At 73.4% G+C, this 20,117-nt stretch carries 18 protein-coding genes; 12 read left to right on the top strand and 6 right to left on the bottom strand.

All coding sequences use genetic code 11. The annotated features are described in order from the left end of the window. The first annotated feature begins 21 nt into the window (after positions 1-21). Positions 22-831: a TIGR02569 family protein gene (locus GIS00_RS06870; protein ID WP_322097617.1), complete on the top strand. Its 810-nt coding sequence runs from the start codon at positions 22-24 to the stop codon at positions 829-831. Here GIS00_RS06870 and GIS00_RS06875 read toward each other — a convergent pair. Both GIS00_RS06875 and GIS00_RS06880 read right to left on the bottom strand, forming a co-directional pair. Beyond that, a complete protein-coding gene (locus GIS00_RS06875) occupies positions 809-1,846 on the bottom strand; it encodes a DUF4192 domain-containing protein (RefSeq protein WP_154767473.1) in 1,038 nt (345 codons plus the stop codon). The two genes, GIS00_RS06870 and GIS00_RS06875, sit on opposite strands and share 23 nt — an antisense overlap. 166 nt (positions 1,847-2,012) lie before the next feature. Then, positions 2,013-2,309: an MGMT family protein gene (locus GIS00_RS06880; RefSeq protein ID WP_154767985.1), complete on the bottom strand. Its 297-nt coding sequence runs from the start codon at positions 2,307-2,309 to the stop codon at positions 2,013-2,015. 88 nt (positions 2,310-2,397) lie between these two features. On the opposite strand from GIS00_RS06880, the gene GIS00_RS06885 reads away from it, so the two are divergent. From GIS00_RS06885 to GIS00_RS06905, 5 genes are read left to right on the top strand one after another with little or no spacing between them, the layout of a single operon-like run. Beyond that, positions 2,398-5,628 carry an ATP-dependent helicase gene (locus GIS00_RS06885; protein WP_196073149.1) on the top strand — a complete coding sequence of 1,077 codons (3,231 nt, stop codon included), beginning with the start codon at positions 2,398-2,400 and terminating at the stop codon, positions 5,626-5,628. Continuing rightward, positions 5,625-9,161 carry an ATP-dependent helicase gene (locus tag GIS00_RS06890; RefSeq protein ID WP_322097618.1) on the top strand — a complete coding sequence of 1,179 codons (3,537 nt, stop codon included), beginning with the start codon at positions 5,625-5,627 and terminating at the stop codon, positions 9,159-9,161. Before GIS00_RS06885 ends, GIS00_RS06890 begins: the two co-directional genes overlap by 4 nt. Then, entirely contained in the window at positions 9,155-9,694 is a 540-nt protein-coding gene (locus GIS00_RS27345) for a DivIVA domain-containing protein (protein ID WP_322097619.1), read from the top strand. The genes GIS00_RS06890 and GIS00_RS27345 overlap by 7 nt, the downstream gene beginning before the upstream one ends. After that, positions 9,691-10,155 carry an SRPBCC family protein gene (locus GIS00_RS06900; RefSeq protein ID WP_154767475.1) on the top strand — a complete coding sequence of 155 codons (465 nt, stop codon included), beginning with the start codon at positions 9,691-9,693 and terminating at the stop codon, positions 10,153-10,155. Before GIS00_RS27345 ends, GIS00_RS06900 begins: the two co-directional genes overlap by 4 nt. A 13-nt stretch (positions 10,156-10,168) precedes the next feature. Then, complete coding sequence (locus GIS00_RS06905) at positions 10,169-10,726, top strand: DNA-3-methyladenine glycosylase I (RefSeq protein ID WP_407666794.1); 558 nt, start codon at positions 10,169-10,171, stop codon at positions 10,724-10,726. An 89-nt stretch (positions 10,727-10,815) separates the two neighbouring features. Here GIS00_RS06905 and GIS00_RS06910 read toward each other — a convergent pair whose 3' ends face one another. Then, on the bottom strand, positions 10,816-11,295 hold the full coding sequence (locus tag GIS00_RS06910; protein WP_255454661.1) for a DUF6191 domain-containing protein: 480 nt from the start codon (positions 11,293-11,295) through the stop codon (positions 10,816-10,818). A gap of 580 nt (positions 11,296-11,875) precedes the next feature. On the opposite strand from GIS00_RS06910, the gene GIS00_RS06915 reads away from it, so the two are divergent. Further along, complete coding sequence (locus tag GIS00_RS06915; RefSeq protein WP_154767477.1) at positions 11,876-12,043, top strand: DUF3117 domain-containing protein; 168 nt, start codon at positions 11,876-11,878, stop codon at positions 12,041-12,043. Between the two features lie 189 nt (positions 12,044-12,232). Here GIS00_RS06915 and glgA read toward each other — a convergent pair whose 3' ends face one another. Beyond that, positions 12,233-13,387, bottom strand: a complete 1,155-nt coding sequence (gene glgA, locus GIS00_RS06920) for a glycogen synthase (protein ID WP_322097621.1) — start codon at positions 13,385-13,387, stop codon at positions 12,233-12,235. 88 nt (positions 13,388-13,475) lie between these two features. Between glgA and glgC the strand changes: the two genes are divergently transcribed. Beyond that, positions 13,476-14,699: a glucose-1-phosphate adenylyltransferase gene (gene glgC / locus GIS00_RS06925; RefSeq protein WP_154767478.1), complete on the top strand. Its 1,224-nt coding sequence runs from the start codon at positions 13,476-13,478 to the stop codon at positions 14,697-14,699. A gap of 84 nt (positions 14,700-14,783) precedes the next feature. Here glgC and GIS00_RS06930 read toward each other — a convergent pair whose 3' ends face one another. Together GIS00_RS06930 and GIS00_RS06935 are read right to left on the bottom strand one after the other, a co-directional pair. Beyond that, positions 14,784-15,590 carry a M15 family metallopeptidase domain-containing protein gene (locus GIS00_RS06930; RefSeq protein WP_154767479.1) on the bottom strand — a complete coding sequence of 269 codons (807 nt, stop codon included), beginning with the start codon at positions 15,588-15,590 and terminating at the stop codon, positions 14,784-14,786. Further along, complete coding sequence (locus tag GIS00_RS06935) at positions 15,587-16,204, bottom strand: O-methyltransferase (protein WP_322097622.1); 618 nt, start codon at positions 16,202-16,204, stop codon at positions 15,587-15,589. The genes GIS00_RS06930 and GIS00_RS06935 overlap by 4 nt, the downstream gene beginning before the upstream one ends. Positions 16,205-16,502: 298 nt before the next feature. On the opposite strand from GIS00_RS06935, the gene sigE reads away from it, so the two are divergent. The 4 genes from sigE (at position 16,503) to tatB (ending at position 19,820) form a co-directional block, all read left to right on the top strand. Next, positions 16,503-17,111 (top strand): RNA polymerase sigma factor SigE, encoded by a 609-nt coding sequence (gene sigE / locus GIS00_RS06940; RefSeq protein WP_407666795.1) that lies wholly within the window; start codon positions 16,503-16,505, stop codon positions 17,109-17,111. Then, entirely contained in the window at positions 17,108-17,614 is a 507-nt protein-coding gene (locus GIS00_RS06945) for an anti-sigma factor family protein (protein WP_154767480.1), read from the top strand. Before sigE ends, GIS00_RS06945 begins: the two co-directional genes overlap by 4 nt. Before the next feature lie 240 nt (positions 17,615-17,854). After that, positions 17,855-19,180: a S1C family serine protease gene (locus tag GIS00_RS06950; protein ID WP_230312864.1), complete on the top strand. Its 1,326-nt coding sequence runs from the start codon at positions 17,855-17,857 to the stop codon at positions 19,178-19,180. A gap of 88 nt (positions 19,181-19,268) precedes the next feature. Next, positions 19,269-19,820 carry a Sec-independent protein translocase protein TatB gene (tatB, locus tag GIS00_RS06955; protein WP_196073150.1) on the top strand — a complete coding sequence of 184 codons (552 nt, stop codon included), beginning with the start codon at positions 19,269-19,271 and terminating at the stop codon, positions 19,818-19,820. Positions 19,821-20,117 lie beyond the last annotated feature (297 nt).

The following is a 20,117-nucleotide window of genomic DNA, read 5'->3' on the forward strand; positions in this document are numbered from 1 at the left end:
TCGACCGGTAGCGTCGCAGGCGTGCCCGCGGTCCCAGCCCACGTCGTCGCCGCCTTCGGCGCTGTCGTGGGCACCGTGGACCCCGAGCCGGTGGAAGTCGGCCGGGGCCACGGGTTCCGCGTCGGTGACGTGGTCTTCACCAAGGTGGAGAACACCGCCGAGTCCTCCTGGCTGGCGGGCACCCTCGAGCAGCTGCGCGTGTCGACCATCCGGATCGCCCGCCCGGTGCGCGCGTCCGACGGTCGCTGGGTGGTGGCCGGCTGGTCCGCGCAGCGGGTGGTCAGCGGTCGACCCGAACCGCGGTACGGCGAGATCGTCAGTGCCTCGCTCGAACTGCACGAGGCGCTCGCCGCGGTGCCCGAGCCCCGGTTCCTGCGCCAGCGCACGGATCTGGAGTCCGCCGCCGAGAGGCTGGCCTGGGGCGACGCCGGCCGGTTCGCGGTCGAGCTGCCGGCCGGCCACGGAGCCCGCCTCTTCGACGACCTGGCCGCCGGCCGGCACGAGGTCGACCTGCGCCCGCAGGTGGTGCACGGCGACATGTTCGGCAACGTGCTGTTCGCCGGCTCCGCGCCGCCGGCCGTCGTCGACATCGCCCCGTTCTGGCGTCCGGCCAGCTGGGCCGCCGCGGTGATCGTGGTCGATGCGCTGTCCTGGGGCGATGCCTCCACCGAGTTGCTCGGCGAGTGGGAGCACCTGCCGGAATGGCCGCAGATGGTCCGGCGCGCGCTGCTGTACCGGCTCGCGGTCAGCCTGCTGCACCCCCGGACGACGCCGGCGTCGCTGGTCCAGATCCTGTCCGCGGTCGAGGTCATCCGTCCGCACCTGGACTGACGTCCTGGTCGTCGGTGACCCGACCGGCTCCGATGCTCCGCACCACCTGGGTCACCTCGGTGGGCGCCAGGCAGGCGCTGATCGCCTGGGACATCAGGTCCGCCAACAGGTTGTGCGGATCCCCGCGCAGCGCACGTTCCGTCGCCACCTGCGCCATGGCGCCATCGCCCGACGTGTAGGCCGCGACCCCGAGGATCGCGCAGAGCGGAGCCGCCGCCCTGTCGGTGAGCCGGGTGACGCAAGCCAGCAGCGTGGGGATCCACCACGGGTCGTCGTCGGTGACCACCATGGTGAGCACGGCGTCCCGGGCCTCCGGGTCCGTGCAGTGCGCGGCCAGCGCCGCGACGGTGCCCAGACCCGGCACGTTCCGGCCGATGACGTCCGCGCGGGCCAGCTGCGCCAGGGCCACCGCGGTCGGCGTGACCGCGTCCATGTCCTCCGCCATCTCCTCGAGCACGACGTCGGCCGCGCACTCCGCCGCCATGTCGGCCTCCGCCGCTGCCGAACCGGACGGTCCGGCCACCGAGCGGGTCAGGGCCTCGCGGTCGTCGAGCACGGCACGGCCCTGCAGGACCGTGTGTGCCGCCATCTCCTCGCGTTGCGGATCCTCTGGGCCGGGCACCGGGACGCCGATGTCCGGGTCGTCCCGTCGCGGCAGGACCGGCCGGACCTCGCCGAGATGCACCCAGGCCGCGTCCAGCAGGCCGATCCCCGAGGCCAGGCACCGGTCGAGGGTGTGCAGCAGCAGCGGTGGGACCACCGGGCACCGCTCCGAGTACGACACCAGGGCGACGGCTTCGGCCCAGCGCCCGGCCTGCTCGGCGAGATGCTCTGCCACGCCGGGGGACTCGTCGAGATCGACGCGGAGCACGGGGCCGATCCGGCTGGGCCGGCCGGTGATGCAGAGCATCACCAGGCTCTCGGTCGGGTGGAAGCCGAGCAGTGCGGGCACGGCGGCGAGGAGGCCGGCCCGTCCGGTGAGCCGGATGCGGGCGGGTTCGTCGGTGGTCGTCATGCGACGACAGTCCCGGCGGTGCACAGACTCCCGGGATCGGATTTCCGAAGGTGTGGACAACCGACCCCGACCTGCGAAGATGCCGGCGGCCGGCCGCAGAATTGTGGACAACTCCGCACGGACACATCCGTCCGGCCCGGCTCGTGCTCGAGGAGAGGTGGAGGGTTCAGCCGTCGGCGTCGGCGTTCCAGCGCCACCGATGCAGGGTGATCCGACCGTCCCGGACCTCGACCCCCTCGGACCGCAACCGACGGGTCTGCTCGTCCACCAGGTGCGGCGCGAAGGTGCCGTCCGCCTTCACCACCCGGTGCCAGGGTGTTTCCGGATCGGCGAGCAGCGACAGCACCCGCCCGGCCAGCCGGGCCGACGGCGATCCGGCCATCGCCGCGACGTCGCCGTAGGTGGCGACCCGCCCGGGTGGGATGTCGGCGACGACGTCGAGCATCCGGTGCGCGAGATCCATGTCCACGACAGCGATCCTGCGCCGCGCCGACCCGCGCGGACAAGCCGGGTGGCGGCGGACTGTCGGTCCCGCGTGGTCTGATCGTCCGATGAGCACGACCGAAGTGGTGGCCGGGGGCCGGCCGGGGGGTGTTCCGTCCGGCGTGCCCGGATCCGCCACGCAGGCGGTCACCGTGCTCACCGGCCCGGCACCCACCCGGCCGTTGCAGCTCAGCGCCGACCAGTCGGCGGTGGTGGGCAACACCGCCCGCCGCCTGCGGGTGCTGGCCGGCCCGGGCACCGGCAAGACCGCCACCCTGGTCGAGACGGTGGCGCAGCGGGTGCTGTCCGGGGCCTGCCGGCCCGACGAGATCCTGGTCCTCACCTTCTCCCGCCGTGCCGCGGCGGAGTTGTCGCGCCGCATCTCCGCGCGGCTGGGCCTGACCACCCGGGATCCGATGGTGCGCACCCTGCACTCCTACGCCTACTCGCTGGTGCGGGCGCGAGCGGTGCGGTCGGGGGAGCCGGCGCCGCGCATGCTGGGTGCGGGGGAGTCCGACCGCATGGTGCGGGACCTGTTGGCCGGCCACGACGAGGACGGCGGCGGGCCGTGGCCGGCCGAGCTGCGGGCCGCCCTGCACAGCAGCTCGTTCGCCGACGAACTGCGGGACCTGCTGCTCCGGTCCGCCGAGCGCGGGTTGCGACCCGCCCGGATCGCCTCGTTGGGCCGCAGGAACGACCGGCCCGGTTGGGTCGCGGCCGCCGCCTTCGCGACGGAGTACCAGCAGGTCTCGGACCTCCGGCAGGGCTCGACGGGCCTCGGCGCCGCGCTGGACCAGGCCGAGCTCACGGCGGCCGCGTTGGCCGTGCTCGCCGACGACGAGCTGCTGTCCGCGGAGCAGCGCCGGATCCGCCGGGTGTTCGTCGACGAGTACCAGGACGTCGATCCGGCGCAGGCCCGGCTGATCGACCTGCTCGCGACCGGTGCCGACGAACTCGTCGTCGTCGGCGACCCGGACCAGTCCATCTACGGCTTCCGCGGCGCGGCACCGTCGGCGCTGCAGGACATCGAGGTGGACGCCACGGCGGTCCTCGACCGGTCGAGGCGGATGAGTGCCGGCCTGGTGACGGCCACCCGGCGGGTGGCCGAGCTGTTGCCGGGTGAGGGTGCCCATCGGCAGTTGGTCACCGGTGACGCGCCGACCGCGGCCGGCCGCCCGCAGACGGAAGGCCCGGACCTCGCGACCGACGCCGTCGAGATCGCGGTGCTGCCGACCGCGGCGCAGGAGGCGTCCTTCGTCGCGGATCAGCTGCGGCGGGCCCACCTGCTCGAAGGGGTGCCGTGGGGATCCATGGCGGTGCTCGTGCGATCCCCGGCGGCGGCGCTGCCGGCGCTGCACCGGGCCTTCGCCGTGGCCGGGGTGCCGGTGGTGATCGGTGGCACCGACGAGCCCGCAGCCGCCGATCCCGTGGTCGCGGCCCTGTTGCTGCTGCTGCGCTGTGGTCTCGATCCCGAGCTGCTCACCGGCGAAGCGGCCCTGGAGCTGCTCGGATCGCCGGTCGCCGGGCTGGACCCGCTGGCCGTCCGCCGGCTGCGGCGCGCCGTCCGGGCCGCCCGCCCCGGTGAAGGATCGAGTGCCGATCTGGTGGCGGGCCTGCTGGCCGGGGCACCGATGCCGGAGGATCTCGCCGCCGATCTCCGGCCGCCGGTCATCCGGCTGCGGGAACTGCTGACCACCGCGCGGGAAGGCGCGGGCACCCCGACCGCGGAACAGCTGCTCTGGGACCTCTGGCAGGGGTCCGGCGTCGAGGCGTCCCTGCTGGCCGACGTCGATCGCGGCGGCCGCGCCGGTCAGCGCGCGGATCGCACCCTGGATGCCGTCCTCGCCGTCTTCGACATGGCCGCCGACCTCGCGGACCGGCTGCCGCTGGCCGGGGTCCGTGCCTTCGTCGACCTCGTGCAGGGCCAACAGATCCCGGGCGACGCGGACCGTGCGGGTGCCCGCAGCACCGATGCGGTCGCGGTGCTGTCGGCGCACTCGGCCAAGGGTTTGGAGTGGGACGTGGTGGCGATCGCCGGGGTGCAGGAGGCCACCTGGCCCGACCTGCGCCCGCGGGGCAGTCTGCTGCACGTCGAGGAACTGATTGCGCTGGCCGAGCAGCGACCCGCCCGGACCGCCGGGCACCTGGTGCTCGCCGAGGAGCGACGGCTCTTCTACGTCGCCGCCACCCGGGCCCGCCGCCGGTTGATCTGCACGGCCGTCTCCGACGAGACGGTGTCGCCGTCGCGGTTCCTGTACGAGTTGAGCGGTCAGGACGAGCTCGAGGTCCGGCGGGGGACCGCGGGTCCGGACGGCCGGCACCGGAGGTTGCACCTGGTCGACCTGCTCGCCGACCTGCGCCGGGCGGTCGCGGACCCGACGGACCCGGCGACCGCGCAGGTCGCGGCCGCCCATCTCGCGCGGCTGGCCGCCGCAGGTGTGCGCGGCGCGCATCCCCGCGACTGGTACGGCCTGGCCGGGGCCAGCACGGCCGCCGACCCGGTGGCGCCCGGTGCCACCGTCCGGCTGTCCCCGTCCACCGTCGAGCAGCTCGGCACCTGCCCGCTGCGCGCCGTGCTGGAACGGCGAGGTGCTCGCAGCGCCCCGGGGCCGCAGCAGGTCGAGGGCATTGCCGTGCACGCGCTCGCGCACGGTGTGGCGCTCGGCATGCCCGAGCCCGAGCTGCACGCCGAGATCGACCGGTTCCTGGACACCCAGGAGCAGCTGCCGCCGTGGCAGCGGGAACGGTCGCGGGTGGTGCTGACCAAGATGTTGCGGGCGGCGGTGGAGTGGGCCGCCGGGCAGAAGATCGACCGGACGCTGCTCGGCACGGAGACCGCGCTGGACGTCACCCTGCCGCCCGACCCCGAGGATCCGGCGGGCCGGCCGGTACGGATCGTCGGGCGCCTCGACTGGGTCTCCAGGGATGCCGACGGCGCGGTGGTGGTGAGCGATTTCAAGACGGCGGTGAGCAAGCCGTCGAAGGCCGACGTGCAGGCGAACGCCCAGCTCGGCACCTACCAGATCGCCGTCGAGCGCGGCGGTCTCACCGATGTGGCGACCGGCGGCAGCCCGGCCGGCGGCGCGGAACTCGTCTTCCTGCGCTCCGGCAGCCCGGTGGTGCTGCCGCAGGACCCGCCGACCGAGAGCACCCGGACCACCTGGATCGGGGCGATCCGCAGCGCCGCCGATCAGCTGGCGTCGGCCGAGGTGGAGGCCAGGGTGAACTCCCGGTGCGCCCGCTGCCCGGTCCGCAGCTCCTGCCCGGCGCACGACAACGGTCGGCAGGTGACCCGGTGATCGGCGCCGCCGCGTTGGCCGACGCGCTCGGCCTGCCGCCGCCGACCCCGGAGCAGGTCCGGGTCATCGAGGCACCGCTGGAGCCGACCCTCGTGGTGGCCGGCGCCGGCTCGGGCAAGACCGAGACGATGGCCGCCCGGGTGGTGTTCGTGGTCGCGAACGGCTGGGCGTCGCCGGAGTCGATCCTCGGGCTCACCTTCACCAGGAAGGCGGCCGCGGGGCTGGCCGCCCGGATCCGGTCCAGATTGCGCGGTCTGGCCCGGTCCGGCGTGCTGCCGGAGAAGATCCGCGCCGAGGTGCTCAGCGGCGAGCCGGAGGTCTCGACCTACCACTCCTTCGGCGGCCGGGTGATCGGCGAGTTCGGCCCGCTGCTCGGGATGGAGACCCGGTCCCGGGTGCTCACCCCGACCGCGTCCTGGCAGCTGGCCCGCCGGGTGGTCGGCCGGTGGGACGGCGAGCTGCTCACGGAGCTGCGGCCGGAGCAGGTGACCGAGCATCTGCTGGCACTGGCCGGCGGGCTCGCCGACCACCTCTCGGACACCGACGCGCTGGCCGATGCCTACGCCGAGGTGCTCCGGGTCATCGACATCTCCCCGCCCACCTCCCGGCAGAAGACGCTCCTGCGGAAGGAGCTCGTCGACCACCGCCGGCGGCTCCGCGACCGGACCGAGATCCTGCCGCTGGTCGAGGCCTTCGCCACCGCCAAGCGCGAGTCCGAGGCCATCGACTACAGCGACCAGATGGCCCTGGCGGCCAGGCTCGCGACCGACATCCCCGCGGTCGGCGCCGCGCTGCGCGACCGGTTCCGCATCGTCCTGCTCGACGAGTACCAGGACACCGGGCACGCCCAGCGGGTGATCCTGCGGTCGCTGTTCGGCATCGGCGCCACCACCCCCGGCCACCCGGTGATGGCGGTCGGCGACCCGGTGCAGTCGATCTACTCCTGGCGTGGCGCCTCCGCGTCGAACCTGCCCCGGTTCGTCACCGACTTCCCGGCGCAGGACGGCTCCCCGGCGCCCCGCCTGCCGCTGTCGACCAGCTGGCGGAACCCGTCGCTGGTGCTCGACCTGGCGAACTCGATCTCCGGGCCGGTCCGCGAGGAACCGGTGCCGGTCGACCCGCTCGGCCCGCGGCCGCAGGCGCCGCAGGGCACCGTCCGGTACGGCCTGTTCACCACCGCCGAGGACGAGGACCGCTGGGTGGCAGCGGGTATCGCCGAGCGGTGGGCGGAGCGGACGCAGGCCGGCCTGCCGCCACCGACCACGGCGGTGCTGCTCCGGCGCCGGGCGCACCTGGAACCGCTGGCCGACGAGCTGCGGGCACTGGGCCTGCCGGTCGAGGTGGTCGGCATCGGCGGCCTGCTGTCCGAGCCTGAGGTTGCCGACCTGCTCGCCATGCTGCGGGTGCTGATCGACCCGTCGGCCGGTGATGCCGCGATCCGGCTGCTGACCGGTGCCCGGTGGCGGCTCGGCCTGGCCGACCTCGATGCCCTGGCCCGCCGCGCCACCGAGCTGTCCCGGGGCGCGGCCGTGCCACCGGTGGCCACGGAGGAACCGGTCGGCGCTCCCGGTGCGGCGGCGGCCGTGCGGTCGGCGCTCGGCCAAGCCGTGGCCGAGGACGAGGTGGATGCGCACTCGCTGGTCGACGCACTGTCGGATCCCGGCCCGGCCGAGCGGTACTCCGCGGCCGGACTGGAGCGGATCGAACGGCTGGCCGCCGAGCTGCAACGGCTGCGTGGCCGGCTCGGTCAGCCGTTGCCGGATCTGCTGGTCGACCTCGAACGCACCAGCGGGCTGGACGTGGAGGTGCAGCTGCACTCGGCCGCCGGTCGCGCGCACCTGGACGCCTTCGCCGACATCGTCGCCGACGTGGCGGCGGCCGGAGCCGGTCCGGTCGAGCTGATCGAGTACCTGATGATGGCCGAGGAGCGGGAGGACGGGCTGGCGCCGGGAGAGGCGGACCCGGTCCCGGGACGGGTCCAGCTGATGACCCTGCACGCCGCGAAGGGCCTGGAGTGGGAGCTCGTGGCCGTCCCGCACCTGACGAAGAACGTCTTCCCCGGCACCAAGGGCACCACCTGGCTGACCGATTCCTCGCAGCTGCCGCCGTCGGTCCGCGGCGACCGGGAGGAGCTGCCCGAGCTGCGGCTGGACGCCGGCTGCGACCAGAAGGAGCTGATGGACGCGCTCGCCGCGCACACCGAGCAGATCAAGGCGGCCGCGGCGATCGAGGAACGGCGGCTGTTCTACGTCGCCGTCACCCGCACCGAGCACGACCTGCTGCTGTCCGGGCACCACTGGGGCCGGACCACCAGCACGCCCGCCGGGCCGAGCGAGTTCCTGCTCGAGGTGGACCGGTTCGCCGCCGCCGACGACCGGGTGGCGAAGGCGCACTGGGCCGATCCGCCCGAGCCGGACAGCGAGAACCCGCTGCTCACCGAGTCCGCCGTGGTGAGCTGGCCGGTCGACCCGCTGGCCGGACGCCGGGCGCTCGTCGAGCACGGCGCGGGACTGGTCGCCCACGCGTCCCCGGTGCCGGTGTCCGGGGACGGTCCGGATCCGCATTCCTGGGCCCGCGACGTCGAAGCCCTGCTCGCCGAACGCGCGGACCGGCGGCGCTCGGTCGTGCAGGTGCCGCTACCGGCCGCGCTCAACGTCACGGGTCTGGCCGAGCTCGCACAGGACCCGATCGGTCTGGCCCGCCGGCTGCGCCGACCGGTACCGGCGGCGCCGTCGCCGCAGGCCCGTCGCGGCACGGCGTTCCATGCCTGGCTCGAGCGGTGGTTCCACGGGGAACCGCTGCTCGACGTCGCCGAGCTGCCCGGCGCCGGTGACACGGGGGCGGCCGACGACCAGGAGCTCGAGCGGCTGCGGGAGGCCTTCCTGTCCTCGCCGTGGGCGTCCCGGGTGCCGTTGGAGATCGAGGCCGGGTTCTCGGTCACCGTCGCCGGCATCCCGGTGCGTGGTCGGGTCGACGCGGTCTTCGCCGATCCCGACGGCGGATTGACGGTCGTCGACTGGAAGACCGGGGCACCGCCGCCGCGCGACCGGATGCACGACGCCGCCGTCCAGCTGGCCGTGTACCGGCTCGCCATGGCCGAGCTGCACGGCCTGCCGCCGGAGCGGGTCCGGGCGGCATTCCACCACGTCGCCCACGGTGTGACCCTGGCCCCGGGTGATCTGCTGGATGCCGCCGGGCTCGAGCAGCTGGTGCGTTCCGCGACCACCGCGCCGACGCCGACACCCGTCCCCGCCGACCGGTCCGCCGCACCACGCCGCGGGCCGTTGCCGAAGGGTCACCCGCTCCCGGAGGACGGGTTCGAACCGCCGCCCGACGACCTGGAGCCTCCGCCCGACGACGAGTTCGGACCACCGCCCGAGGACGGGTTCGAACCACCGCCCGAGGAGGAGTTCGGTGCGCCGTCCGGGGACGGGTTCGAACCACCGCCGGACGATGCGGAGCCATCTCCGCCGGACACCGGGCAGGCGGGCCTGTTCGGCGACCCGGACATGGCACGATCGACGTCGTGCTGACAGTCCTGTGGTACCTGGTCATCGCCGTCCTGATCGGCGCGGTGGTGTTCGTTGTCGCCGTCTTCGTGTTCGGCCGGTCCGAGCAGATGGCCCCGCTGCCGCCCCGCACGTCCCCGGCGCAGCTCCCCGGGGACGGCGAGATCGTGTCCGGGGACGTTCGGGCGCTGCGGTTCTCCCTGGCCCTGCGCGGCTACCGGATGAGCGACGTGGACTGGTCCCTCGACAAACTGGGCGACGAGCTCGACCGGCTGCGCGGGCAGAACGTGCGCCTGCGCGAGCAGGTGATCGGGCTCGGGGGCGACCCGACCGAGTCGCTCGCTCCGCCGGAGCCGTTGATCGACCTGATCGATGACGACGCACCCGGCGCCGTCGACCGGGCGGCGGACAGCGACCCGATCACCGAACCGGGGGTGGCCGCCACTGCCGGCACCCGCGCTCCCGTCCCGGCGTCCCCCGGACCGGACCTCACCAAGCCTGTCGACGAGCCGGGTCGGCACACCGCCGTCGATCCGGGTCCGGAGTCGGAGCGGTGACCAGGGTCGGGGCGTCGGTGCAGGTGGAAGCGCCTGCGGAGCGGGTCTTCGCGGCGATGGTCGACCTGCCCTCGCAGTCCCGATGGATGTTGCTCACCACGCTGTTCCCGCTGGCCGGGGAGCACCCGGTGCCCGAGGTCGGCTCTCGGATGGCGGCGCTGACCGGCCTGGGCGGTGCCGGGGTGCTCGACCAGATGGAGGTCATCGCCTTCCGGCCGCCCGAGCTGTGGGAAGTCCGGCACCTCGGCCGGCTCATCTCCGGTCGTGGCGTCTTCCAGGTGCAGGACCAGGGGGAGCGGTGCACCGTCGAGTGGTACGAAGAACTCGAGCTGCCCTTCGGCCCGCTCGGTCGGCTGGGCTGGCCGCTGGTGCGGCCGGCGGTGCGCTGGGGGATCGCGAAGTCGCTGCGGACACTCGCCGCGGGCGTCGAGGACGGCTCGCTGCCGCTCGCCTCCCGATGAGTCCGCGGTGACCATTGCCGGGGTAGACGGCCGGGAACGATGCGCCTGGGCCGGATCCGCGCCGGAGTACCAGGCCTACCACGACGAGGAGTGGGGCACGGTCCTGCACGGTGACCGGGAGCTGTTCGAGCGACTCACCCTCGAGGCGTTCCAATCCGGTCTGAGCTGGATCACCATCCTGCGCAAGCGTCCGGCGTTCCGGACCGCCTTCCGTGACTTCGACCTGGAGACCGTCGCCGGCTTCGGCCCGGCCGACGTGCGCCGGCTGATGGGCGACTCGGGGATCGTGCGCAACCAGCGGAAGGTCGACGCGGCCATCAGCAACGCCCGTGCGGCGCTGGAGCTGCCCGCCGGCCTGGACCGGCTGCTGTGGAGCTACGCACCGCCGCCGCGACCGGCCCCGCCGTCCTTCGCGGAAGTGCCCGCCACCACGGACGAGTCCGTGGCCATGGCCAAGGACCTCAAGAGGCGCGGGTTCGTCTTCGTCGGACCGACCACGCTGTACGCGCTGATGCAGGCCACCGGCATGGTCGACGACCACCTGGCCGGGTGCTGGCGCGCGAGCGGCTGAGCACCGGTCAAGTCAGGGATCGGGGCCCATCGGTCAGTGAGGAACCCGAGCACATCGGTCGGGTCAGCGACCGGAGCACATCGGTCGGGTCAGCGACCGGAGCGCATCGCCTTCGAGGCGGGGCCACCCCGACGGGCCGCCGGGCGCTCGCTGCGTGCCGCGGTCGCCTCGGGCTCCTTCGCCGCATCGGCACCGTCGGTCCCACGCGCCTGCTCGCCGGCGGCAGCCCTGAGCTGGGCCTCGGCCTTGCGCTGCGCCTTGCGGCGGGCGTTCTCGGCACGACGCTCGGCGTTGGCCTGACGCTCGGCCTCCAGCTGACGCTCGTCCTCGCCGGGAGGTCCGATCACTGCGACGCCGGAATCGAGGTCGATCTTGAGGCCGCCGTCGCGGCCGTTGCCGGCCTCTTCCCGGCGCATCTTCTTCGAACGCCGCTCCTCCATCTCGTGGCGCATGCCAGGACTGAAGAGCGCTCCGATTTCTCCCAAGGGACCCACGGCTCCCAGGGTACTGCCGTCCGGTGCCCGCCCGCGGACCTTCCGCGCACCGCGAACACGGCGGGCCCGGGTCATCCGTTCCGCGAAACCCGGCTGACCTGGCCGGTTTCCCGGTGCACACACCCGTCGCACGATCGGGACCCTGATCCGTGCGTGGGTGGTCGAGCCCCGGATCCGGACCGTTCAGTCGCGTGTCGGCACGAGGGGTCCGCGATTCGCCGGGAGGTGGGTGCCGTCGTATCCGCCGGTCGGCAGGTTGATCCGTGCGCGGGCCTCTCGGATCTCGGATCGTTGCGCCACGTGCCGGCCGAAGGTGTCCGCGACTCGCAGAGAGGGGGCCTGCCGGCGGTGACGCCGGGCCCGGGTCCGAGTTGTCCGGCGCCGGACCGAAGAGTCCCGGCGGCGGACCGAGATCTTCCTCGCGGAGTAGGCGGGGAGGTCCCCGGCGGCGCACCACGCAGCGTGCAGGTGCTCGGTACGCACGCGACGGTCACCCGACCGGGGGAGTCCGTCACGGCTCGGGGGTGCGTCCATTTCGGGATCGGGCGTGCGATGAGGGAGAATGGACGGCGCGAGAACGGTGCGCCGCCTCAGGCGGCGTGCACACCCGGGTGCACCGTGCCCGGGTCGAGGAGAGATCTGGAGGGAGTCGTAGATGGCGGCGATGAAGCCCCGCACCGGGGACGGACCCCTGGAAGTCACCAAGGAGGGCCGCGGGATCGTCATGCGAGTGCCGCTGGAAGGCGGTGGCCGTCTGGTCGTGGAGATCTCCGCGGACGAGGCCGCAGCCCTCGGCGAGGCCCTGAAGGCCGTCGTCGGCTAGCAGCGACACCCTCCGGCGCCGGTAACCACCGGCCCACCGGACCAGGCATTCTCCGCCCGGCACCCGCTCAGGGTGCCGGGCGGATCCGCGTCCGTGCCCAGACACGGGCCGTGACCGGCCGAACACCGATAGACGCGATCCGCTCGCGGACCACCCGGCCCGGAACGGAAGAGCACCGGCGAGCACCGATCAGGCGAGCACGGATCGGTAGAGCTCCACCGTCGTCTCGGCGATCGCCGTCCAGGAGAACTGGTCCACGGCGCGCGCCCGACCCGCCTCACCCCTGGCTGCGGCGGCCGCCGGGTCCGCCACCGTCGCGTTGACCGCGGCGGCGAACTCCGCCTCGAACTGCCGCTCCGCCGCAGGGTCGTAGTGCACCAGGGTCCCGGTGACGCCGTTGTCCACCACCTCCGGGATGCCGCCGACGTCGCTGGCCACCACGGCCGCGCCGCAGGCCATCGCCTCCAGGTTCACGATGCCCAGCGGTTCGTACACCGACGGGCAGCAGAACACCGTGGACGCCGACAGCACCTGCTTGACCTGGTCGAGGGTCAGCATGCCGTCGAACCAGAACACACCCGGCCGGGCCGCCTGCAGCTCCTCGATGGCCGCCTTCGTCTCTGCGGCGATCTCGGGCGTGTCCGGCGCGCCGGCGCACAGCACGAGCTGGATCCCCGGATCGAACGAGTGGGCGGCCGCGATCAGGTGCTTCACGCCCTTCTGCCGGGTGATCCGGCCGACGAACGAGGCGATCGGCGCGTCGACGTCGACCCCCTTCGCCGTCAGCACGTCCCGCTCGGCCACCGGTCGGTAGATCTGCGTGTCGATCCCGTTGAGGATGACGTGCACCTTCGCCGGGTCGAGATCCGGGTAGCAGTCCAGGATGTCGGCACGCATGCCCTTCGACACGGCGACGATCGCGTCCGCGCCCTCGTACGCGGTCCGCTCCGCCCACGACGAGACCCGGTACCCGCCACCGAGTTGCTCGGCCTTCCACGGGCGCCGGGGCTCCAGCGAGTGGGCGGTCACCACGTGCGGGATCCCGTACAGCAGCTTGGCCAGATGGCCGGCCATGTTCGCGTACCAGGTGTGCGAGTGCGCGATGTCCGCACCGCCCAGGGCGTTCACCATCGACAGGTCGACGGACAGCGTGGCCAGCGCCGGGTTCGCCCCCGCCAGCTCCGCCGCCGGCCGGTGACCGGTGGCGCCGGGCCGGTCGTCACCGAAGGCGTGCACGTCGACGTCGATCAGTGCGCGCAACTCGCGCACCAGGTAGTCGACGTGGACGCCGGCGCCGCCGTAGATGTCCGGCGGGAACTCTCGGGTCAGGATCGCGGTGCGCACGGACGTCACCCTACGGCCGTCCGCGGGCCTCGGCGCGGCGTGCCGCCCCGCCCCGGCGGAGTGGCGCAGCGCACGTTAGATTCACCGCATGGTGGTCAAGCCGCGGGTGTTGGGGATCGTGTTGGCGGGCGGGGAAGGCAAGCGACTGTGGCCGCTGACGGCCGACCGGGCGAAGCCCGCGGTGCCGTTCGGGGGCAACTTCCGACTCGTCGATTTCGTGCTGTCGAACCTGGTGAACTCCGGGTACCTGCGCATCTGCGTGCTGACGCAGTACAAGTCGCACTCGCTGGACCGGCACATCACCACCACCTGGCGGATGAGCCAGATGCTGGGCAACTACGTCACCCCGGTCCCGGCGCAGCAGCGTCTCGGCCCGCGCTGGTACACCGGCAGCGCCGACGCGATCTTCCAGTCGCTGAACCTGGTCTACGACGACGGGCCGGAGTACCTGGTCGTCTTCGGCGCCGACCACATCTACCGGATGGACGTCTCGCAGATGGTGCAGGCGCACATCGACTCCGGGGCCGAGGCCACGGTGGCCGGCATCCGGGTGCCACGGCACGAGGCGACGGCGTTCGGCGTGATCGACACCGCCGAGGACGGCGAGCGGATCACGCGGTTCCTGGAGAAGCCGGCCGACCCGCCGGCCGTGCCGGACGACCCGAACGTCGCCTACGCCTCCATGGGCAACTACGTCTTCACCACCAAGTCGCTGGTGGAAGCGTTGAAAGCCGATGCGGCGGACGAGAACTCGGTGCACGACATGGGCGGCAACATCATCCCGATGTTCGTCGACCGGGGGACTGCCAACGTCTACGACTTCAGCCGCAACCAGGTCCCCGGGGCCACCGAGCGGGACAAGGGCTACTGGCGCGACGTCGGCACGCTGGACGCGTACCACGACGCGCACATGGACCTGGTCTCGGTGCACCCGATCTTCAACCTCTACAACCACCACTGGCCGATCCTGTCGCTGCCGCCGACCCTGCCGCCGGCGAAGTTCGTGGAGAACGGCATGGCGCTCGATTCGATGGTCGGGCCGGGCACGATCATCTCCGGGGCGACCGTGCGCCGGTCGGTGCTGTCGGAGAACGTCCGGGTCCAGATGGGCAGCACCGTCGAGGGTTCCGTGCTCATGCCCGGCGTCACGATCGGCCGCAACGCGATCGTCCGCAACGCCATCCTGGACAAGAACGCGGTGGTGCCCGACGGCGCCACGGTGGGCATCGATCCGGAGGGCGACCGTTCCCGCTACACCGTGACCGAGGGCGGCATCACGGTGATCGGCAAGGGCATCACCGTCAGCCGCTGACGCCGGCCGCGGTACCCCGGAGGTCGTCCCCACCCGGCCTCCGGGGGCCGAGTTCCGTTGCCCAGGAGGAACTTCCTTGCGGGGTCAGCGTTCGGGCTCGGGCAGTCGGTCCGGGCAGCCGGTGGTCTCGTACGACTCCGAGTACTCGAAGTGCCAGGGCTCGTTGTCGTAGATCCGGCACCAGCCGAGAGACCCGTCGGTGGCCTGCAGCCAGACGTAGCCGTTGGCCGGCTGCACGTCCGCGGCGTATCCCGACACGTGCGCCGACTTCTGCCACGGCAGCACCAACTGGTCGGCGACGTCCTTGCCGTACTGCTCGACGTACGCGTCGTACTGGGCCTGCTGCTGCGCCGCGCTCCGCTTGCCGTCGTTGAGGCAGAGCACCTCGTCGTCCGCCGCGGCGGCCTTCTTCGCGGCGGCCCAGGCGGCTGCGGCATCGGGCAGCATGCCGGTCGTCGCCTCGTCGTAGTACTGCCCATCGGCCGGGCAGGCCTTGCCGCCGTCCGGGCCCGCGACGTCGGGTTCCTCCGCCGAGCGGGTCACGATCGTCGGGGCCGGCCCGCTCGTGGTGCTCCGTGAGGAGCTGGTCGCGGTGGTCGGCGTGCTCCCTGTGGTCTCCGAGGTCTCCGTGGTCCCGGGCGCCTCGGTGGTGGACGTGGTCTCCGTGGGCGGGGCCGCCGATGTTGCGGAGGTGGTCGGGACAGTGGTCGGCGCAACGGTGATCTGGGTGCTGGAGGTCGCCGGCGGGGCGGTGGTCGTCGCCGGCAGCGTGGTCTGCACGGTCACCGTGACGTCGCCGCCGGCGTCGGTGCCCGAGGTGCACGCAGCAGCCACCGGGACGAGCGCCACCAGCACCGCGGAGAACAGGGCCGCCCGGCGGGGCGCCCTCACGACCGCTTGACGGCTGCCAGCAGGCCGTCGCCGACGGGCAGCAGCACGGGCACCAGCCCGGCCTCGTCCCGCACCATCCGTCCCGCCTCGCGGACCGCCACCGTGCGGCTGTCCCGCTGGGTCGGGTCGCTCACCTTGCCGTCGTGCAGGGCGCCGGCCAGCACCAGCACGCCACCGGGGCGGAGCAGTCGGATCGCCTGCGGCACGTACTCCGGGAACTCGTCACGGTCGCCGTCCACCAGCACCAGGTCGTAGGCGCCGTCGGTCAGCCGGGGCAGCACGTCCAGGGCGCGTCCGTTGATCAACCGGGCCCGACCCTGGCCGACCCCGGCGGCGGAGAAGCTCTCCTTCGCGGCCCGCTGGTGCTCGGCCTCCAGATCGATCGACGTGAGCACGCCGTCCGGGGTCATCCCGGCGAGCAGGTGCAGCCCGCTGACGCCGGTCCCGGTGCCCACCTCGACGACGGCCCGCGCGCCGCAGGCGGCGGCCAGGAAGGTCAGGGCGGTACCGGCACCGGCACTGACCGGCTGCAACCCCAGGTCGGCGGACCGGTTCCGGGCGGACACCGTGTGCTCGTCCTCGGGGACGAACAGATCGGCGAAGGCGTGGGTCACGTCGGCGCCACCGAACCTTTCCGGTCGTCTCGCCCGCCCGGTGCACGTGCTGCCCCGTCGGGATCGGTCGGGCGGCACGTTACCGGCCGGGACCCGAACCGGCCATCAGGCGCACCCGCGGCCCGGTCCGCGATCCGGCTCCGGCACCGAGCGTGTCCGTCCTGTCCAGCCCGCTCACAGACCGCTCACACCGTCCGCCGGAACAATCGGCCCTGTCGCGCCGTTCTCCTCGGCAGACGCCCAAGAAGAGGTGAGTGAGCTGTCCGTCCTGCCCACACCCGTGGATCCCGGCCCGAGCGTGTCCGAGGCGCCCCGCAACGGGGTGCCGGATGCCGCAGTGCCGGACGCCGCGGCGACCTGGACGCCGCCGGCCTGGGACGAGATCGTCCGCGATCACGGTGACCGGGTCTACCGGCTGGCGTACCGCCTGTCCGGCAACGTGCACGACGCCGAGGACATCACCCAGGAGACGTTCATCCGGGTGTTCCGCTCGCTGGCCGGGTTCCGTCCCGGTTCGTTCGAGGGCTGGCTGCACCGCATCACCACCAACGTGTTCCTGGACATGGTCCGTCGCCGCCAGCGCATCCGGATGGAGGCGCTGCCGGAGGAGACCGACCGCATCGCCGGCAGCGAACCCTCGCCGGAGCAGGCGTTCTCGGATGCCAACCTGGATCCCGACCTGCAGGCCGCGCTCGACGAGCTGCTGCCGGAGTTCCGTGCGGCCGTCGTGCTGTGCGACGTCGAGGGCCTGTCGTACGAGGAGATCGGCGCCACCCTCGGGGTGAAGCTCGGCACCGTGCGGTCCCGCATCCACCGCGGTCGGCAGGCGCTGCGGGCCGGGCTGGAGCGGCGCCGGGCGGCCAGGGCCGCCCACACCTTCGGGGGGCTGGCAGCGGTGATGCCATGACCGGCGTGTTCGAGGATCACCTGGGAGTGGACGCCGTCGTCGCCTACGTCGACGGCGAGCTCGGGCTGACCGCGTTCCAGCGGGCGGCGGCGCACATCGGCCGCTGCCCGGACTGTGCTGCCCAGGTCGCCGAGCAGACGGTCGCGCAGCAGACGCTCCGGTCCGCGGACCTGCCCCGGATGTCCGGCAGCCTGTTCGACCAGTTGCGCTCGATCCCGGTCGCCGTCCCCGCCGTGCCGACGGTGTCGGTGCCCGGACTGGTCCGGGACAGTCGCGGCCATGTGCGGCACGATCGTGAACCGGTCGGTGCCGGTCAGGGGGGGCGGAGCCGCCGGTTCCGCTTCGGTGCCGGGGCCCTGGTGGCCGGTCTGGCGGTCGGCGCGCTGGTGGCCGGGAGCGCCGACTCCGCCCCCGACGCCACCTCGCCGGACACCGTCACCACCATCCCCGGTGCGCCCGTCGACGGGACGCTGCCCGGCTTCCAGCCGGTCTCGCACCGCTGACGCCGGGTCCCGGCGAACAGCCCCGGCGCCCGACCGCCGTCACGTAGCCTGCAGTCGATGAGTGATCCGCGCAGCACCGAGACCCCCGCGGATCCACCGCGTCCCGGACGGCCGGTGCTTCCGCCGCGTCCGCTCCACCGTCCCCCGGTCGATCCCGGCCAGGCCGCCGCTTTCGGTCGCCCGCCCGGAGCGGTGAACGGCCAGGCACCGCCGCCACGGCAGCCGTCACCACCGATCGGCATGCACCCGCCGGAGATCCCCGACCTCGTCGCCGACGCGTTCGGTCGCCCGGCGGGCGCCACCGAAGGCCTGCAACGTTTCCCCGAGGAGCCCGCTCCCAAACCGGTCGGCCCGGGAACCGGCGACGCCGACCCGTGGCGCGACCCGCTCGCCGCCGTCCGCCTCGGCGAGCCGGCACTGCCCGCGGAGAACGTGGAGCCGGAGCCGGTCGCGGGCCCGCTGCCCCGGTTCACCCTGCGCGACGCACTGTTCCACCGTCGTCTCCGGCCGGGCGCGGTCATCGGCCTGCTGGTGCTGTGTCTGGTCGTCGGAGCGGGCGGCGCTGCCGTCGGAGTACTGGTGGCCCAACGCATCCCGGCGGTCGCGAGCGATCCGGACTTCACCCTCACCCCGGTGCAGCCGGCCATCGACCGGCCCACCGGCTCGGTGGCGGAGATCGCCGCGCGGGTGTCCCCGGCCGTGGTCTCCATCGAGGTGCGGGTGGGGGACACCGGCGACACCGGCTCCGGCGTGGTCATCGACGGCAACGGCTACATCCTCACCAACAACCACGTGATCTCCACCGCCGCCACCGACACCTCGGCCGAGCTGACCGTCGTGTTCCACGACGAGACCCGGGTGCCGGCCACCATCGTCGGCCGGGACATCCGGACCGACCTGGCCGTGCTGAAGGTCGACGTCGACAACCTGACCGTGATCCAGGTGGGCGACTCGTCGGCGCTCCGCGTCGGCGACCCGGTCATCGCCATCGGCTCGCCGCTCGGACTCGAGGACACGGTGACCACCGGCATCATCTCCGCGCTGGCCCGCCCGGTGCGGCTGCAAGGGTCGGCGTCGGACACCAACGCGGTGATCGACGCACTGCAGACCGACGCGGCGATCAACCCCGGCAACTCCGGCGGCGCCCTGCTCGACGGCACCGGGGCGCTGATCGGCATCAACACCGCGATCCGCACGCTCGGCGGGGAGGCGAGCGGGTCGATCGGCCTGGGCTTCGCCATCCCGATGAACCTGGCCCGCGAGGTCGCCGAGTCACTGATCCGCACGGGCACCATCCAGCACCCGACGCTCGGCGTGAACACCCGGTCCGCCACCGACGGTGAGACCGACGGCGCGCAGGTGCAGAACGTGGTCACCGGGGGACCGGCGGCCGCCGCCGGGATCCAGGAGGGGGACGTGATCGTCAAGGTCGGCGACCGGGACGTCCAGGACGCCGACGAGCTGGCCGTCGCCGTGCAGGCCTACGACATCGGGCAGGCGGTGCCGGTGGTGCTGGAGCGGGACGGTCGGACGATGACCGTGACCGTGACGCTCGCCGCGGAATGACGCTCCGGGCCCGCCTGTAGGCTGAACGGGTCGGCCGAGCGGACTGCGACCGGACCCGGCAGAACGCCCCCGAAGGAGGCCGTGTCACGTGTTCGGCCTGTCCTGGGGTCAGATCCTGCTGATCGTCCTCGTCGGAGTGTTCCTGCTCGGTCCAGAGCGCATCCCGACCGCGGTGCAGTGGGTGACCTCCAGCATCAAGAAGGTCCGCACCATGGCGCAGGGGGCCCAGGCGCAACTGCGCAGCGAGATCGGCCCTGAACTCGACGAGCTCCGCCGGCAGATCGCCGACCTGCAGTCCCTCAAGGAGCTGCAGGAGCTGCGTGCGCTGCGCGACCTCAACCCGCGCAACCTCCTCGGCAAGAGCATCCTCGGGGACGAGTTCTCCGGTGGTGTCACCGGTTTCCTCGGGCTCGACAAGGACAAGCTGACCGGTTCCGGCGTCGCCCCCAGCCTGGATGCCGACCCGGTGAAGGACGCCGCGGCCGACGCGTCGGCCAACGGCGCCGCGCCGCAGTCGGTCCCCGCCACCCCGCCCCCGGTCGACTTCGCCAAGCCCGCCGCCGAAGCCGCCCCACAGGCCCCCGCACCCGCCCCGGTCGTGAGGACCGGCCCGATCCCCTTCGACGACGACGCGACGTAATTTGGCGGCGTGGCCGCCGCGGGCCGCTGGTCCCTAGGGGGATCCCGCGTTCTGCGCGTCTTGCACTCTGCTCGTTCCTCGCGCCGTGCTTCGATGCTCGACCGCACGATCCCGGGACCAGCGACCGTTTTCGTTCCGGCCGGCCGTGAAACTGGCGGCAACTTCCGATGGACGCCTTCAGTGGGAGGACAACGGCCGCCGATCCTGACCGCAGGACGCCAGTCCTCGGTGTTGGTCCTCTGACTTCAGCGTTCGGCGCGAACCACATGGCCGCTCGTCGGGATCGTGCGGGCGAGC

This window comes from Nakamurella alba, assembly GCF_009707545.1.
Taxonomy (GTDB): domain Bacteria; phylum Actinomycetota; class Actinomycetes; order Mycobacteriales; family Nakamurellaceae; genus Nakamurella; species Nakamurella alba.

Excerpts from the sequence above, each read along its gene's own strand:
- GIS00_RS06945 (WP_154767480.1), top strand. The coding sequence starts at position 17,108 with ATGACCGGCGTGTTCGAGGATCACCTGGGAGTGGACGCCGTCGTCGCC.
- GIS00_RS06885 (WP_196073149.1), top strand. The coding sequence starts at position 2,398 with ATGAGCACGACCGAAGTGGTGGCCGGGGGCCGGCCGGGGGGTGTTCCG.
- GIS00_RS06880 (WP_154767985.1), bottom strand. The coding sequence starts at position 2,309 with ATGGATCTCGCGCACCGGATGCTCGACGTCGTCGCCGACATCCCACCC.
- GIS00_RS06950 (WP_230312864.1), top strand. The coding sequence starts at position 17,855 with ATGCACCCGCCGGAGATCCCCGACCTCGTCGCCGACGCGTTCGGTCGC.
- GIS00_RS06875 (WP_154767473.1), bottom strand. The coding sequence starts at position 1,846 with ATGACGACCACCGACGAACCCGCCCGCATCCGGCTCACCGGACGGGCC.
- GIS00_RS06910 (WP_255454661.1), bottom strand. The coding sequence starts at position 11,295 with ATGACCCGGGCCCGCCGTGTTCGCGGTGCGCGGAAGGTCCGCGGGCGG.
- glgC (WP_154767478.1), top strand. The coding sequence starts at position 13,476 with ATGGTGGTCAAGCCGCGGGTGTTGGGGATCGTGTTGGCGGGCGGGGAA.
- GIS00_RS06915 (WP_154767477.1), top strand. The coding sequence starts at position 11,876 with ATGGCGGCGATGAAGCCCCGCACCGGGGACGGACCCCTGGAAGTCACC.